The 15,019-nt window shown below is 67.8% G+C and carries 15 protein-coding genes; 4 read left to right on the top strand and 11 right to left on the bottom strand.

What is annotated here, in order from left to right:
* Window positions 1-445 precede the first annotated feature (445 nt).
* Window positions 446-1,237 (bottom strand): alpha/beta hydrolase, encoded by a 792-nt coding sequence (locus ASE91_RS10105; protein WP_056625699.1) that lies wholly within the window; start codon window positions 1,235-1,237, stop codon window positions 446-448.
* A 263-nt stretch (window positions 1,238-1,500) separates the two neighbouring features.
* Between ASE91_RS10105 and ASE91_RS10100 the strand changes: the two genes are divergently transcribed.
* Both ASE91_RS10100 and ASE91_RS10095 read left to right on the top strand, forming a co-directional pair.
* The gene (locus ASE91_RS10100) at window positions 1,501-3,210 is read left to right on the top strand and encodes a tryptophan-rich sensory protein (RefSeq protein WP_082453951.1); all 1,710 of its coding nucleotides are present in this window, start codon (window positions 1,501-1,503) and stop codon (window positions 3,208-3,210) included.
* Window positions 3,211-3,212: 2 nt separating this feature from the next.
* The gene (locus ASE91_RS10095; RefSeq protein ID WP_056625764.1) at window positions 3,213-3,707 is read left to right on the top strand and encodes a DUF427 domain-containing protein; all 495 of its coding nucleotides are present in this window, start codon (window positions 3,213-3,215) and stop codon (window positions 3,705-3,707) included.
* Window positions 3,708-3,725: 18 nt separating this feature from the next.
* On the opposite strand, the gene ASE91_RS10090 is transcribed toward ASE91_RS10095, so the two are convergent.
* The 5 genes from ASE91_RS10090 to ASE91_RS10070 all read right to left on the bottom strand — a co-directional run bounded on the left by ASE91_RS10090 (window position 3,726) and on the right by ASE91_RS10070 (window position 9,905).
* The gene (locus ASE91_RS10090; protein ID WP_056625696.1) at window positions 3,726-4,031 is read right to left on the bottom strand and encodes a hypothetical protein; all 306 of its coding nucleotides are present in this window, start codon (window positions 4,029-4,031) and stop codon (window positions 3,726-3,728) included.
* Window positions 4,028-5,620, bottom strand: coding sequence for a serine hydrolase (locus ASE91_RS10085; protein ID WP_082453950.1), 1,593 nt, complete (start codon window positions 5,618-5,620; stop codon window positions 4,028-4,030). Before ASE91_RS10085 ends, ASE91_RS10090 begins: the two co-directional genes overlap by 4 nt.
* Before the next feature lie 57 nt (window positions 5,621-5,677).
* On the bottom strand, window positions 5,678-7,204 hold the full coding sequence (locus ASE91_RS10080) for a DHA2 family efflux MFS transporter permease subunit (protein WP_056625691.1): 1,527 nt from the start codon (window positions 7,202-7,204) through the stop codon (window positions 5,678-5,680).
* A gap of 90 nt (window positions 7,205-7,294) precedes the next feature.
* The gene (locus tag ASE91_RS10075) at window positions 7,295-8,449 is read right to left on the bottom strand and encodes an HlyD family secretion protein (protein WP_056625688.1); all 1,155 of its coding nucleotides are present in this window, start codon (window positions 8,447-8,449) and stop codon (window positions 7,295-7,297) included.
* The gene (locus ASE91_RS10070; RefSeq protein ID WP_056625685.1) at window positions 8,442-9,905 is read right to left on the bottom strand and encodes an efflux transporter outer membrane subunit; all 1,464 of its coding nucleotides are present in this window, start codon (window positions 9,903-9,905) and stop codon (window positions 8,442-8,444) included. The genes ASE91_RS10075 and ASE91_RS10070 overlap by 8 nt, the downstream gene beginning before the upstream one ends.
* 87 nt (window positions 9,906-9,992) lie before the next feature.
* Here ASE91_RS10070 and ASE91_RS10065 point away from each other — a divergent pair, with 87 nt between their 5' ends.
* Complete coding sequence (locus ASE91_RS10065) at window positions 9,993-10,625, top strand: TetR/AcrR family transcriptional regulator (protein ID WP_055998251.1); 633 nt, start codon at window positions 9,993-9,995, stop codon at window positions 10,623-10,625.
* Between the two features lie 77 nt (window positions 10,626-10,702).
* The gene (locus ASE91_RS10060; protein ID WP_056625680.1) at window positions 10,703-11,077 is read left to right on the top strand and encodes a hypothetical protein; all 375 of its coding nucleotides are present in this window, start codon (window positions 10,703-10,705) and stop codon (window positions 11,075-11,077) included.
* A gap of 34 nt (window positions 11,078-11,111) precedes the next feature.
* Here the strand turns inward: ASE91_RS10060 and ASE91_RS10055 are convergent, their stop codons facing one another.
* The 5 genes from ASE91_RS10055 to ASE91_RS10035 all read right to left on the bottom strand — a co-directional run bounded on the left by ASE91_RS10055 (window position 11,112) and on the right by ASE91_RS10035 (window position 15,007).
* Window positions 11,112-11,873, bottom strand: a complete 762-nt coding sequence (locus ASE91_RS10055) for a fatty acid desaturase (protein WP_235530408.1) — start codon at window positions 11,871-11,873, stop codon at window positions 11,112-11,114.
* The gene (locus tag ASE91_RS10050; RefSeq protein WP_056625678.1) at window positions 11,870-12,397 is read right to left on the bottom strand and encodes a sterol desaturase family protein; all 528 of its coding nucleotides are present in this window, start codon (window positions 12,395-12,397) and stop codon (window positions 11,870-11,872) included. Before ASE91_RS10050 ends, ASE91_RS10055 begins: the two co-directional genes overlap by 4 nt.
* A gap of 168 nt (window positions 12,398-12,565) precedes the next feature.
* Window positions 12,566-13,270, bottom strand: a complete 705-nt coding sequence (locus ASE91_RS10045; RefSeq protein ID WP_056625674.1) for an NAD-dependent deacylase — start codon at window positions 13,268-13,270, stop codon at window positions 12,566-12,568.
* Between the two features lie 25 nt (window positions 13,271-13,295).
* Window positions 13,296-13,961: an alpha/beta fold hydrolase gene (locus tag ASE91_RS19945; RefSeq protein ID WP_056625671.1), complete on the bottom strand. Its 666-nt coding sequence runs from the start codon at window positions 13,959-13,961 to the stop codon at window positions 13,296-13,298.
* Window positions 13,958-15,007: an AbrB family transcriptional regulator gene (locus tag ASE91_RS10035; RefSeq protein ID WP_056625668.1), complete on the bottom strand. Its 1,050-nt coding sequence runs from the start codon at window positions 15,005-15,007 to the stop codon at window positions 13,958-13,960. Before ASE91_RS10035 ends, ASE91_RS19945 begins: the two co-directional genes overlap by 4 nt.
* Window positions 15,008-15,019: the final 12 nt, after the last annotated feature.

The following is a 15,019-nucleotide window of genomic DNA, read 5'->3' as shown; positions in this document are numbered from 1 at the left end:
GAACCGGCGATAGAGAGACCGGAACACATGGCACCAACCAGCAGGTCAGTACCAGGTCCCGGAGGATGCAGAAGCGACCGTGTCGGCCACCGCTGCGGTGACACCCATCTAGGGGGAGGCGATCAGGAGGTCAACAGCTTTCTTCGATTCGGCGGAGCAAAATCTTCGGAATGTGATCGCGGTGACGTCTGGCGGGCCTTCCACGGCGCTTGTGCGGCCTGATTGACCGCCCAGTCTCCGTAACATGACCCAGTTTTTCGATACGAGCCGCCGGACCGTTCTGAAAGGGGCGGCCAGCGGCTGATCGTCTCTTGAACCCGGGAGCCGCCATGAAGACCATTCCGGCTACCCTGGCGCTGCTGTCGCCTGTCATCGCGAGCGCGCAAGTCGCAACCCCGGCCCTTGCCACGGTTGCCGGGACCAGACCGCCTTTCCGGAATAAGGATCAGCGGGCAGGCGGGCTGGCGCCGTCGATCATGAACCACGGTGTCGGGCCGTTGTCGAAGGGCGGGGCGGGGAGGAGCCAGCGCAACGCCGCTTCCGCCGCGCCATGATAGACGGTCGCATGGGTCGCGGTGGCGCGATACTCGGCATAGCGCAACGTCACCCGCCCCGCCGGTAGCCGATCGATCATCGTGCGCAACCGGTCGACCCCGTCCTGCATCGTGCCGCCTTCATCCGCCACCGCGAGGAACAGGCGCACGCCCTTCGCCCGCGCCAATCCGGCGTCGGCTGCCGTCCCGACCCACCGCCGATCGTCCCACCACAGGCCGGGACTGATCGCGATATACTCGCGGAACGCCGTTGGCTCGGTCAATAGCGCGTCGACGACGAACAGCCCGGCGAGCGATTCGCCCATGATCGCGCGCCGGGTACCGGTGCGATAACGCTGCTCGACGAACGGCATCACCTCCTGCAACAGGAACCGGCGAAACCGGGCTGCACCGCCGCGCTTTGGGAAAGCCGCGACATAGCGCGGATCGGTCGCCGGCGGCGTCAACTCGGCATGACGATTGCGGGTCTGGACCCCGACGACGATGAACGGCCCGAACGTCCAGCTGAGCGAGGCCAGACTGCCAAGGCCCGCGATATGGCGGAAATCCTGATCGACCGCGCCGTCGAGCAGATAGACGACCGGATAGCGATCAGTCGACGCGGCATAGCCATCCGGCAGCCAGACATTCACCTCGCGCACGTCGCCCAGAATAGCCGAGGTGAGACGATGCTGGATGCCCATCGGGATCGGCTGTGTGCGACGGGCGGCGCGGCGGTCTGCGCCGGGGCGATCGCCGGGAGCGCGAACAGCAAGGCGGCGATCGGGGCACATCGCATCATGCCTCCGGTTATGCCCGCTCCGTCGCCTCGGGCAAGCTGCGGGCTGCTGCGACCGCCGAGGATATCGTCGGATAGCGTTCGGTAACGCCCACCCGGAAACTCCGAACCTCCTCATTGCGACCCGAAGGCTGTTCGACCGTTAAGCGCGGCGAAGGAGTGTCGTCCATGTCCCGTTCCGTCCTGATTACCGGTGCCAGCGTCGCCGGCAATATCGTCGCGTGGTGGCTCGGCCGGGCCGGGTTCGACGTTACCGTGGTCGAGCGTGCGCCGGAATTCCGCGATGGCGGCCAGAATATCGACGTGCGCGGGCCGGGTCGCGACGTGTTGCGGCGCATGGGGCTGGAGCAGACCGCGCTGGAACAGGGGACCGGCGAGGAAGGAACCGCATGGGTCGATGCCGATGGCAAGGTCGATGCGCAGTTCCTGACCGCCGATCAGGAGGAGGACGGCCCGACCGCCGAGATGGAGATCCTGCGCGGCGATCTGGCGCGGCTACTCTACGATCCGGCCGGCGAACACGCGACCTATCGCTTCGGCGACCATATCGCCACGATCGATCAGGATGGCGACGGCGTGACGGTCGGCTTCGCTGGCGGCACGACCGGACGCTATGACGCGGTTGTCGTTGCCGAAGGAGTCGGTTCGACGACGCGCGAACGGGTGTTTGCGGGCGAGAATGATCCGCGCTGGATGGACCTGACCATCGCCTATTTCACCATCCCGCGCACCACCGACGACGACCGGCTGTGGCGCTGGTACAATGCGCCGGGCGGCCGCAGCGTGTCGCTCCGCCCCGATCGGCACGGCACGACCCGCGCGATGCTGTCGGTGCAACAACCGCCCGGCGGCGAACAGGATTGGGACGTCACGCGGCAACAGGCATGGCTGCGCGAACGCTTCGCCGATGCCGGATGGCAGGCGCAGCGGGTGCTGGACGGCATGGACGATACCGACGATTTCTATTTCGATGTGCTGCGACAGGTGCGGATGCCGCGCTGGTCGAACGGCCGGGTGGCGCTGACCGGTGATGCCGCCTGGTGCGCCACGCCGATCGCGGGCTATGGCACGACGCTGGCGGTGACCGGAGCCTATGTCTTGGCGCAGGAGCTGATCAACCAGGCCGATGTCCCCGCCGCCTTCGCCGCATATGAGCAGCAGATGCGGCCGATGGTCGAGGATGCGCAGGGCGTGCCGAAGATTGCGCCGCGGCTGATGAACCCGCACAGCCGCCTCGGCATTCGCCTGCTGCACGGGGCGCTCGACCTTGCGAGCCGTCCGGCGGTACGCAAGCTGTCGAGCAAAATGTTCGGCGGCGATACGCCCGAACCCGATCTGTCGCGATACCTCCCCGAGGCCGAACGACCGGCGGCGGCACCGGCGAAGGCCGGGCTGTCGCCGTTGCTGGCGCTCGGCATCGTCGGCGCGGTGCTGGGCGTCAGCGCGGTGGTCGGGCGGCGCAACGCTCCCGATCCGTCGCATCCCGGCATCCGCCGCTGGTATCGCCGGCTCGACAAGCCCGACTTCACCCCGCCCGACGCCGCGTTCGGTGCGGTGTGGCCGGTGCTCGAAACCGGCCTTGCGGTCGGCGGTTATCGGTTGTTGCGCGAACCCGCCGGCCCGATGCGCAACGCGGCGGTCGGCGCATGGCTGGTCAACAGCGCGATGGTCGGGGGCTGGACGCAGCTGTTCTTTCGCGAACGCAAACTCGGGGCCAGCGCGGCGGCATCGGGGGCGATGATCGCGACCGGCACCGCCTATGCCGTGACGGCGGTAAAGGTCGATCGCCCGGCGGCCGCGCTGGGCGTGCCGTTCGTCGCGTGGCTTGGCTTTGCGACACTGCTCGCGACCCGCATCTGGCAGGAGAATAAACGATGAGCCTGTGGCCACAACCCGATCCGGTCGGTCCGGGGCGGACAAGCGTCTGGGACTTTCCGCGCCCCGCCATCGCCGAGCCGAGTGATCGCCATATCCGTATCGAGCATCGCGGCGTCGTGGTCGCCGATACCCGCGCAGCGATCCGCACACTCGAAACCAGCCATCCGCCCAGCTGGTACATCCCGCCCGGCGACATCGCCGCCGGCGTGCTGCAACGCTCGTCCCGCCGATCGCTGTGCGAATGGAAGGGGCAGGCGGTCTACTGGCACATCGCCATCGGCGACGAGATACTGCGCGACGTCGCGTGGAGCTATCCCGATCCGACGCCGGCCTTTGCGATGCTGCGCGACCATGTCGCCTTCTATGCCGGGCCGCTCGACCGGTGCAGCATCGACGGCCAGCGCGTCGTGCCGCAGCCGGGCGGCTTCTACGGTGGCTGGATCACCCCCGACCTTGCCGGACCGTTTAAGGGCGTGCCGGGCAGCATGGGGTGGTAAGGCGCGAAAGCTGCCGCGCTATCGCAACGCCTTTTTCGGCATGGTCTTCAGGCAGTTCGCCAGGATCGGAGCATAACGGTCGCTTTCGATCGCGATGACCAGCTTGCTCGCCGCCAGTTGCTCGGGGGTCTTCTGGCGCGTCGCCGCGATCCTGCGGGCCTCGGTCGACCAGTAGCGATGGATCCTGTCATCGATCAGCAGCATCGGCGGCCGATCGCCATGGATCGACATCGCCAGTTCGGCATAGACCTCGCATTCAAGTGCGACGGTCAGCGGGTCCGGTGTCGGCGCAGACGCGGCCAGTATGATCGCGGCGAGGATCATGACGGCCGACCGACCGGCACGAACGCCAGATGCTGGAAATCATAGCTGAAATCGGCCAGCGGCGAGAGCGCCTTCATGCGGATGCCGGTCACCTTGCCATCGGCGAGCGCGAAGGTGACCACCGCGTCCTCGCCCGCGCCCTTGGGAAAGCGGGTGCGGAAGCTGTCCGGTCCCCATGGCTCCACCGGCCCCTTGAATGCCGGGGTCGGCACAAAATCGATCGCCAGCTTGCCGCGCCGTTCGGTGACGACGACGTCGCCATACCATGGATCGCGATAGCGCCCGGCATAGCGCGCGATCGGCAGCGACGGGCCACCCGCCGGTGCCTTGTCGACGCCGCCGGCGACGCTCGCCAGCGCTTCGGTCTGGCTTTGCTTCATGCGCGCCCCGAAGAACGCGACCCAGTCGAAGGCCGGCGCATCGATCAGTCGGTCGAGGATCGCGTTGCGGATCGGCTGCGACACGCCGTCCTCGACATTGGTCAGCACCGACACGGCGATCCCGCGCGTCGGCAGCATCGCGCTGTGCGTGACCTGTCCCGACAGGCCGCCGCTATGCTGGATCATCTGCAGCCCGCGATAATCCTGTACGAACCAGCCCAGCGCATAACTTTGCAGGACGGGGCGGACCGGGTTTTCGGCGGTCGGGCCGCTGGTCGATGCCGTGATGGTCGCCGGGGTCCACATCTGCTTGCTCTGTTCGGCGGACCAGACCCGTTTGCCGTCCGGCAGCAGCCCGCCGGCCAGCTGCGCCTGAAACCATTTCGCCATGTCGGCAACGCTGGCGTTGATCCCGCCCGCCGCGTCGACCATCGGCCCTTCGTCGGCGGCGACCACCTCCAGCTTGCCGATGCCGCGCACCGGCGGACCGAGTTTCGCGTGGCGGCCCGCGACGTTGGGATCATGGTCGTGCCGGGTCGGGAAGGCATCGACCATGCCCAGCGGATCAAACAGCCGCGTCTGCACGAACCGGTCCCAGCCCATGCCCGACACCCGTTCGATCAAAAGCCCCGCGACGAGGTACAGGATATTGTCATAGTCATAGCCGTCGCGAAACCCGCGCACGGGTTTCAGATAGGGCAGCGCCTTCAGCGCATCGGCGGCGACATGGCTGCCCGCCGGAAAGAACATCAGGTCGCCCGCACCCAGCGGCAGGCCCGAGCGATGGACCAGCAGGTCGCGCACCGTCATCATCGGCGTGACCGCGGCATCGTACATGCGGAAATCGGGCAGGTGTTTGACGACCGGATCGTCCCACCCGATCTTCCCGTCGTCGACCAGCAGCGCCAGCGCGGCGGCGGTGAACGCCTTGCTGTGCGACGCGATGCCGAACCGGGTATGGATATCGACCTTGTCCGGCCGCCCCAGCGTGCGGACGCCATAGGCACGCAGCAGCGGCGGGCGGTTCGGTCTGAGCACCGCGATGGCAACGCCCGGCGTCTGGTAGCTGCGCATGAAGTTTCCGACGATCGCGTCGATCTCCGCATCGCTCGCTTCGGCCGCCCGCGCCCATGCCGGCAGCGTCGCCGCACCTGCACCGGCCAGCGAATAGGCCAGCAATTGCCGTCTGGACGTCGTCAAACCGTTCATCTTCTACCCCCCCCGATCGGACGATCGTAGCGGCTGCGCGGCGCGACGCCAGTCCCGTCAGTGCGCCGCGCCCGGTCCGGCGATCCGTGCCGGCCGCGGTGCCAGCCAGATGATGAGCGCCGCGCCGGCGAAGATGATCGCCGACAGCAGGAACATATGGTTGATCGCCAGCGTGCTGCTCTCCTGCGCGACCGTCATCTCCACCGCGCCGCGCACCTGGTCGATCGAAAATCCCTGTGCGATCAGCGCCTGTTCGGTCGCGCCGGTATTGAGGCGCGATACCATCTCGCTGCGCGCGACGGTCATGTTGTCGGCATAGAGCGTCATCGACACCGACGTCCCGATCGCCCCCGCCATCGTCCGCAGAAAGCTCATGACGCCCGCCGCCGATGCCGTCTCCTTCGGATCGACCGCGCCCAGCGCGATCGTGGTCAGCGGAATGAAGAAGAACGGCATGCCGAATCCCTGCAACATCTGGGGAAAGGCGAGCGTCCAGAAGTCGGACCCGGTCGTCCACTCCACCCGCAGCAGATTGACCGCTGCGATCCAGAAGATGCCGAAACACACCAGCGCGCGGGGATCGCGCTTCTTGAGCATCTTCGCCACGAACGGCGACATGATGACCGCCCCCACGCCGTTGAACGCGGTGGCATAGCCGGCATAGGTCGAGGTGTAGCCAAGGCTTGCCTGCAACCATTGCGGGATCAGCACGACCGAGGCGAAGAAGGTGCCGAACGCAAAGGCCAGCGCCGCGACCGCGACCGTGAACCCCCGGTGCCGGAACACGCGCAGGTCGACGATCGGCTGCCGCTCGGTCAGCTCCCACACCACGAACACCGCCGCGCCCACCGCCGCCACGATGGCGAGGATGACGATCGTCTGGTCCTCGAACCAGTCGTGTTCGCGCCCGATATCCAGCATGATCTGCAACGCGCCGATCCACAGGATCAGGAGCGCGAGGCCGATCTTGTCGACCTTCAGCTTCTCGCGCTTCGTCTCGGCGGGTTTCAGCAGGCGCAGTGCGCCGAACACGCAGAAGATCGCGACCGGAATGTTGATGAAGAAGATCCAGTGCCACGACCAGCTGTCACTGATCGTCCCGCCGAGGATCGGGCCGAGGATCGGCGCGGTGACCGTGGTCATCGCCCACATCCCCATCGCCTGTCCATGTTGCTCCTTGGGAAATATCCGCAGCAACATCGTCTGGGTCAGCGGCATCAGCGGCCCGCCGCACAGCCCCTGACCGATCCGCGCGACGACGATCATCGCCAGACTGGTCGACAACCCGCACAATATCGAAAAGATGCCGAAGCCGATCATCCCGACGACGAAGGTCCGCACCGCCCCGAACCGCCCGGCCAGCCACCCGGTCAGCGGCACGCAGATCGCCTCCGCCACCGCATAGGAGGTGATGATCCACGTCCCCTGACTGGTCGAAATGCCCAGCGATCCGGCGATATGCCCGACCGACACGTTGGCGATTGTCGTGTCGAGCACGACCATGAAATTGGTCAGCGCCAGCACCAACCCGGCGAACAGCAGCTTCGGGCCGGTGAAGGGTTTGAAATCGTCCTGGCCGGCCATGCCGCCTTGCTCCCTTGGGTGAGGATGGTCCCCGAAACGGCGTTCCCCGTGCCCCCGCGCGCGCGGGGGTACGGTTTGCCGGAAGCGGGGTCACCGCCCCGAAACATCCACCTCGGCGGTCATCGACAGCCCGACGCGCAGCGGATGCGCGGCCAGTTCCTTGGGGTCGAGCGCGACGCGCACCGGCAGGCGCTGCACGACCTTGATCCAGTTGCCCGTCGCGTTCTGCGCCGGGATCAGCGCGAACGCCGATCCCGTGCCGCCCGAGAAACCGACCACCCGGCCATGATATTCGACCTCGTCGCCGTAAAGGTCGGAGGTGAGCTTCACCGGTTGGCCCGGCTTGACCTTGGTCAGCTGGCCTTCCTTGAAGTTCGCGTCGACATAGGCGCTGTTCACCGGCACGATCCGCATCATCGTCGTGCCCGCCGCGACGCGCTGTCCGACCTGGATGGTACGGTTGGCGACGACGCCGTCGATCGGAGCGCGGACGATGGTGCGGTCGAGGTCGAGCCGCGCCTGCCGCACGCGCGCCTCCGCCGCCAGCACGTCGGGCGCGCTGTTGGCCGTGGCCCCCTCGATCAGCGCCTGATTGGCGGCAAGATTGCCGGCCGCCGCGACCCGCTGCGACCCGGCCTCGGCCACTGCCGCGCGCGCCTGTTCCAGCGCCGCGCGGGCGGAGGCCAGCGCATTGGTCGCGGCGGTCAGTTCGTCGCCCGATACCGCACCGTTGGGGGCAAGCCGCTGCCGCCGGTTGAAATCGACCTGCGCCTTGTCGAACGACGCCTGCGCCGATGCCAGTTGCGCGCGGGCACTGGTCACCTCGGCCCCCTTGGCCTGTACCTGCGCCGACAGCGCGCCGCTGGTGGCCGAGGTCTGCCCGAACTCGCGACGCGCCTTGGCCAGATCGGCCTCGGCACTGGCCAGCGCGATCCGCGCGTCGCTGTCGTCGAGCCGGACCAGCACGTCGCCGCGCTTCACGCCTTGCGTTTCCGACGCGCCGATCGCGATCACCTGTCCGGCGACCATCGGCGTGATCTGCGCGGTCTCGGCACCGACATAGGCGTTGTCGGTCTCGACATAGTTGCTGCCGACCAGCGCATACCAGGTGCCATAGCCCGCGCCGCCCAACAGGACGATCGCGGCGATGCCGGCCAGCAGCTTCTTGCGCTTGGACGGGGCAGGGGTGTCGGACGCCGCCTTGGCTTCGGCGAAGCTGCGGTCGGCGGGATCGGCATCAGCCATGGGTCAGGTCCTTGTTCTGCTGTGCGGTGGCCGGCGCGGTGAACCCGCCGCCCAGCGCACGGACGAGCGCTACATCGAGGGTAAAGGCACGCGCCTGCAGATCGGCGACGATCCGCCGCGCCTGCAACACCCGGTCCTGCGCGACCAGCACGTCGGTGAAGCGCGACAGGCCGCCTTCGAACCGTTGCCGCGCGACATCATATCCGGCCTGCGCATCGGTCAGCGACTGTTGCGATTCGTTCAGGCGGGTGGTCAGCGCACGCTGGCTCACCGCCGCATCGGCGACCGCGCGATAGGCGTTGGTCACGGTCCGGTCGTAATCGGCGACCGCCGCGTCATAGCTGCCCCGCGCGACGCGGTAGCGGCCCTGTAATTCGCCGCCGCGAAAGATCGGCAGGCTGAACGCCGGACCGATGCTGCCTGCGGTCGATCCGCCCTTCACCAGATTGCTCAGACCCAGCGATTGCAGGCCGAACACCGCCGACAGGCTGAACGACGGATAGAAATCGGCGCGCGCGACCTTGATCCGGCTCGCTTCCGCCTCGACGCGGGTCCGGGCCGCGACGATATCGGGACGGCGCGCGATCAGGTCGGTGGTGACGCCGATCGGCAGCCCGCGCGCGGCGATGGTCGCGGCGGGCGGGGCGATCGCCAGCCCCCGGTCCGGCCCCTTGCCGAGCAACGCGGCGATGCGGTTGCGGGTCAGCGCGATGGCTTCGTCGGTTGCCGCTACATCGGCGCGCGCTGCCGGCACCGCCGAGTCCGCCTGCTTCTGCTCGGCGCGCGTATCCAGCCCGCCGGTCACCCGGTCGGCGGTCAGCTTCGCGGTCTGCCGCCGCACGTCGAGCGCCGCCAGCGCCACCGCGCGTTCGGCGAACAGCCGCGCCAGATCGGCATAGGCATCGGCGATATTGGTCGACAGCGTCAGCTGCGCCTGCGCCAGATCGAGCTGCGCCGCCGCCGCATCCGACCGTGCCGCCGCAAAGGCCGCACGGTTACGGCCCCACAAATCGAGATCGAAGCCCAGTTCGCCCTGCACCCGGCCGGTGTCGTTCCAGCCCTTCGGCACGAAATCGGCGGGAATGCCGTTGTTATAGCTTTGCTTGGTCGCCGCGACATTGCCCGATGCGCCGAGCGTCGGCAGCTGCGCGGCGCCGGCCTGCTGCGCATAGCCCTCGGCCTGCGCGATCCGCGCGGTCGCGGCGGCAAGGTCGGGCGATCCGGCCAGCGCCTCGGCGATCAGCGTATCGAGCTGGGTGTCGCCATAGCCCTGCCACCAGTTCTGCACCGGCCATGCGGCATCGCCCGTTGCCGCAAGGCTGCGGTCGGCGGCGAAACTGGCCGACGTCCGCGGCACCGGCGCATCCGCAAGATGGGGTACGGTCGCGCAGCCGGACAGGAACAGGACCGCAAGCGGCACCAGCGAACGGGCGTTCCGGGGAATCTGAATTGTCATGCGAAAACCGTACTAGTGGGTACGCCGCGTGCCATGATCCTGCGGCTTGCGCCTGTCAACGATTATCTGTACCCGGCGGTACAGTTTATGAGTACGACCGAAGAAACCGCGCCCGGCAAGCGGGAAGCGCGCAAACAGGATCGCCGCGACGCGATCGTCGCCGCCGCGCGTCGGTCGTTCCTCGACGACGGCTATGCCGCGACATCGATGTCGGGCCTGCTCAAGACCCTTGGCGGGTCGAAGGCGACCCTGTGGAGCTATTTCCGCTCGAAGGAGGAATTGTTCGCGGCGGTGATCGCCGACGTCACCGCCGCCTTTCGCCAGCGGGTGACCGACGAGCTGCTGACACCCGGCGACATGCCGGCGACGCTCGTCAATTTCTGCCGGGTGTTCATGAACAAGACCGCGCATCCCGACGCGGTGGCGGCATGGCGTCTGGTCGTCGGCGAAAGCGGCCGTTTCCCCGAAGTGGGGGCGATCTTCTACGAACAGGCGGCGGGTCATATCGAACGCGCGCTCGCCACCTACATCGCCGAACAGATCGCGGCGGGCCGGCTGCGCGACGAAGGACCGACCGACATGGCGCGGATGCTGATCGGCATGACCGGTGCGCAACAAAATCGTCGCCTGTGGGGGGTCGAACCCGCGCCGGCGGACGGGATGGAGGCGGAGGCGCGGCGCTTCGCCGGCTATTTCCTGCGGCTGTTCGCCATCGGCTGATTCGGTTCGCCGCGCGGGCGACTCGTCTCGACTCAAGCCAGTGGATCGGCCCGACTCGCCGACTCATCGTCGCGCGCATGAAACGAACCATCCGGCATCGCTGCGGCCATCTGCAGCACCATGACATCTTCACCTTCACCGCCGCCGACCAAACCCGCACCGAATTGCGGCTGGAGCGGCAGCGTTGCGCCGACTGCATGGCGACGGCCCGGGCCGAACAGGCCGCCGTCGATCGCGCTACCATCGCCGGATATGCGCTGCCGCCTCTGACCGGCAGCGCGCGACAGGTGGCATGGGCCGACACGATCCGCGCCGAACGGCTGGCAAAACTGGTTCGCTCGCACCCCGCCTGCGTCGCCGGACTCGCCGCGCAGGTGGATGCGAAATGGTGGATCGATCACCGCCGGACGCCCGACGACGCGCTGATGCAATCGACCCTGCGCATGGCGTGACGGATCGCGAGGATCGGGCGCTACCCCTCGACACTCAGCGTTGGTCGGTCCGCCCGACGATCGCCCGGCGTCGGGCGGGCAGTCCCCACCAAGGGGTACCCGGCGAAAGGTGGTGCTCGTGATGATAGCCGCCGAAATGAAAACAGGTCAGTAGCGACAGTGCCGGACCGACCTTGATACTATGCGTGCGATGCGCGTCCTGAAACGGCGCTTCGCGTTCGCGGTGCGGCAGCCATGTTCCGAACACGAACAACTGCCCGACCGCGCCCAAAGCAGGCACGGCCCAGAACAGGACGATGTTGCCGAGCGATGCGCCGAACCCGAAGATGTAGATCAGCGCCATCACCGTGATGCGGGCGATTTGTCCGTGCGAGTAATAGGTCCGGAAGAATTGCAGGAACCACGCGGCCAGACGGGGATCGCCGCCATGGAAATCGGGATCGCCGTGCCGGCCCGCATGCTTGTGGTGCAGATGATGCTGCGGCAGCAGCGCGGCGTAGGACAGGCACGCATAGAGCGACAGGCACAGCGTACCGACCGTCCGATTCAGGACGGGATGGGTCGGCGCCAGCGCGCCATGCATCGCGTCGTGGGCGATGATGAACAGCCCGGTGCTGAGCCATGTCTGCACCAGGATCAGCGCAACGGCAATCGGCAGGGTGCCGACGCTCCACTGCCAGAAGAATATGCCGGTGATATGGATCGCCAGCCAGGTGACGACGATCGCAACCGACAGCGATACGCCGATCAGCGTCTGACGCCGCAACGCCTTTGCTCCGAACGCGATCGACCTCACCGCTCTGCTTCGGACGGCAAAAGATCATCCTGCCGGTCGCGCTGCGGAACGCGCTGGCGTTGGTCGGCATGGGCGCGCAACTGCGCCTTCAGCACGGCCGGTTTGCGGGCGAACAGAAACCCGTGGCTGACCGTGCCATGCTTGCCCTCGACCGCATGGTGCAGCCGGTGCGCCTGCAGCAGCCGCTTGAAATAGCCGTGCTTGGGCACCCATCGGAATCCGCCCCGTTGATGGACGAGCATGTCGTGGACGAAGGCGTAGATGCCGCCATAGACGGTGATGCCGAGCGCGGCCCACCACAGCGATTCCCACCACAGGCCGACGACGAACAGGGCGATCGGCACGATCGCGAAGACCACCGCATAAAGGTCGTTCTTCTCGAACCAGCCGGCGTGATCCTCGTGATGCGACTTGTGCCAGCCCCAACCCCAGCCATGCATGACGTATTTATGCGCCGCCCAAGCGAAGCACTCCATGAACAGGACCATGAAGGCGACGATCGCGATTTTCTCGAGCCAGGTCATTGCGGGACACCATTGCGACGCGCGACGGGCGGGAAGGACCAGAACAACATGCTGTCCACATAAGGCATGCGGGTCGACGATGCGAGTGCGCCGCCGGGGAAAATCGGCGGTATCCGGTCGGTTGGCGCGGTTACCAAACCATCGCGACGCGTCGCCCTGCCGCCGCCGTCATTGCCCGGCCAGTAGCTCCGCGACCCATGCCGGCACCAGTTCGCTCGCCGGGCCGAGGCGGCTTTCGTCGAAGCGGCCCGACCCTGCCGAGCGTTCGAGGTTGAGTTCGAGCGTCGCCGCGCCGCGATCATTGGCCCATTCGACGAACCCGGCGGCGGGATAGACCGCGCCCGACGTGCCGATCGACACGAACAAATCGCAGGTGCCGATGGCGTCGACGATCCGGTCCATCGCGTACGGAATTTCGCCAAAGAACACGATGTCGGGCCGTAACGCCGCGCCGCCGCATGCGCCGCAGCGGCTGCCCGGCGGCAACGGGCCGGTATGCGCTACGCGGGTGCCGCATACTGCGCACAGGGCGGACCGCAGCGCGCCGTGCATGTGCAGCAGCCGGTGCGTCCCCGCGCGCTCGTGCAGGTCATCGACATTCTGCGTCACGATCAGCAGTTCGCCGGTCCAGCTCCTTTCGAGTTCCGCCAACGCCACATGCGCCGCGTTGGGAGCCACGTCCGCCAGCGCCGCGCGCCGCAGATCGTAGAAGCGGTGCACGAGCCGGGGATCGGCCCGCAACGCTTCGGGTGTGCAGACGTCCTCGACCCGGTGCCCTTCCCACAAGCCCCCGGGGCCGCGGAACGTGGCGATACCCGACTCCGCGGAAACGCCCGCTCCCGTCAGGACGACGATGTTGCGGATTGGCTGCATCAGACCTGCATAGGCGACACCGTGGTCAGCGCAAGCGGTCGGTCAGCCAGTGTCGCAACAACATGGTCACTTCGCCCGATCGCTCCATCGGCGACAGGTGACCGCAGTTGCGGATGACATGAAAGCGGGCGTCGGGAATACGATCGGCCAATGCCCGCGCATCCTCGACCTTGCAGATGCGGTCGCGGTCGCCCACCGCGACCAGCGTCGGCACATGGACCGCAGCGATGGCGAGGTCGAGATCCGGCCGGGCGAGCAGGGCGCGCTGCTGGCGTTCGAATACATCGGCACCGACGCGTTCGGCCATCGCCTGCACCGGGCCGCTGACGATCGGGGTCAGCATCGGATCGGCATGCGGTGCGGTGGCGAGCAGCCCCTGTTCGTCGACGGTGCGTGCGCGCATCGCCATCGTCGCCCGCGTCCCGAACAGCGCGACCCGTTCGATCCGCTCGGGTGCCTGCCGGATCATTTCCAGCGCGACATAGCCACCCAGACTGACCCCGGCGACCGCGATGCGCGGCGGGGCATGGGCGAGCACGCGGGCGGCCATTGCCGACAGGCTGTCGTCGACGCTCAGGTCGCCCAGTTCAGGGTGGGCGATGTCGCCGAGGTCGACGACCTGTCGCGCCCATAGCTGGCCGTCGCATCCCATGGCCGGGAGCAGGACGAGCGGTGTCGGTTTTGGGGTCATGACGGCTTCTCCGAACGAAAGGCGAGGGGGGCGAACAGCAGGACGATGGCCACCCGCGCCAGATGGGTGACGACGACGATACCGGGTTCGAGCGAGAGGCTGAGCGCGACCATGCTCATCTCCGCCAGCCCGCCCGGCGAATAAGCGAGCGCGAGCAGCGCGATGTCGAGCCCGGCGGCCCGACCCAGCAGAATGGCGACGGCGAAGGTCAGCACCATCAGGATCAGCGTCGATCCGGCGGCCAGTGCCAGCAGGCGGACGAACGCCCGCAGGTCCAGCCCGGCGAAGCGGCAGCCGATCGTTGCGCCCAGCCCGATCTGCGCCGCCGCCAGCAGCCAGGCGGGCACGCGAAAATCGGTGACGCCGGTCATGTGCAATGCGGCACTGATCGCCAGCGGCCCCATCAGATGCCATGCCGGCAGACGCAGCGCGCGACCGAGGACGAGACCCACGGCCAGACTGATCCCGCCCCACAGGAACAGTGCGGGCGACGGCCATGGGCTGATCGACGTGACCGGTGCCGCGGCGATCGCCGCCGCCGCATGGAAATGCCGGATGACGAAGGGCAGGAGGAAGACGACGAGAAAGATCCGCGCGCCATGGATCAGGCCGATGGTGCGTTCGTCGGCACCGCGTTCGCCGCCCATCACCACCATCTCGGCGATCCCGCCGGGCATGCCGGCGAAATAGGCGGTGGCGCGATCGAAACCGGCGACCCGGCGGAACCACAGGACGCACAGCAGCCCGGCCAGCGCGAGGAACGGCGGCAGCAACAGCAGCGGCAGCCACCATTCGCGCGCCAGCGCGATCAGGCCGGGATGGAAGGAACTGCCGAGCACCAGACCGATCACCGCCGCCATCGGTCGACGGGTCGCGCCGCTGGCGGCGATCGGCAGGCCGGCGATGCTGGCGACGGCGCAGGCGGCCATCGATCCCAGCACCCATGGCAGCGGCGCGCCGATCGCGGCAAAGATCGCGCCTCCCGCTCCGCCCACCGCGATCGCGGCGACGAAGCGCAGGACGATGTTCGCCGCGTCCCGTTTCAAGCGAACAGGCTC

The organism is Sphingomonas sp. Leaf62 (assembly GCF_001421915.1).
In the GTDB taxonomy this organism is placed as follows: domain Bacteria; phylum Pseudomonadota; class Alphaproteobacteria; order Sphingomonadales; family Sphingomonadaceae; genus Sphingomonas.
Note: the sequence above shows the minus strand (reverse complement) of the source record. Positions and strands in the feature narration are given on the sequence as shown.

What these genes read in the sequence shown, in the direction of transcription:
- ASE91_RS10045 (WP_056625674.1), bottom strand. Translation starts at nt 13,270, where the DNA reads ATGCAGCCAATCCGCAACATCGTCGTCCTGACGGGAGCGGGCGTTTCC.
- ASE91_RS10075 (WP_056625688.1), bottom strand. Translation starts at nt 8,449, where the DNA reads ATGGCTGATGCCGATCCCGCCGACCGCAGCTTCGCCGAAGCCAAGGCG.
- ASE91_RS10085 (WP_082453950.1), bottom strand. Translation starts at nt 5,620, where the DNA reads ATGAACGGTTTGACGACGTCCAGACGGCAATTGCTGGCCTATTCGCTG.
- ASE91_RS10090 (WP_056625696.1), bottom strand. Translation starts at nt 4,031, where the DNA reads ATGATCCTCGCCGCGATCATACTGGCCGCGTCTGCGCCGACACCGGAC.
- ASE91_RS10065 (WP_055998251.1), top strand. Translation starts at nt 9,993, where the DNA reads ATGAGTACGACCGAAGAAACCGCGCCCGGCAAGCGGGAAGCGCGCAAA.
- ASE91_RS10100 (WP_082453951.1), top strand. Translation starts at nt 1,501, where the DNA reads ATGTCCCGTTCCGTCCTGATTACCGGTGCCAGCGTCGCCGGCAATATC.
- ASE91_RS10080 (WP_056625691.1), bottom strand. Translation starts at nt 7,204, where the DNA reads ATGGCCGGCCAGGACGATTTCAAACCCTTCACCGGCCCGAAGCTGCTG.
- ASE91_RS10105 (WP_056625699.1), bottom strand. Translation starts at nt 1,237, where the DNA reads ATGGGCATCCAGCATCGTCTCACCTCGGCTATTCTGGGCGACGTGCGC.
- ASE91_RS19945 (WP_056625671.1), bottom strand. Translation starts at nt 13,961, where the DNA reads ATGACCCCAAAACCGACACCGCTCGTCCTGCTCCCGGCCATGGGATGC.
- ASE91_RS10060 (WP_056625680.1), top strand. Translation starts at nt 10,703, where the DNA reads ATGAAACGAACCATCCGGCATCGCTGCGGCCATCTGCAGCACCATGAC.
- ASE91_RS10070 (WP_056625685.1), bottom strand. Translation starts at nt 9,905, where the DNA reads ATGACAATTCAGATTCCCCGGAACGCCCGTTCGCTGGTGCCGCTTGCG.
- ASE91_RS10050 (WP_056625678.1), bottom strand. Translation starts at nt 12,397, where the DNA reads ATGACCTGGCTCGAGAAAATCGCGATCGTCGCCTTCATGGTCCTGTTC.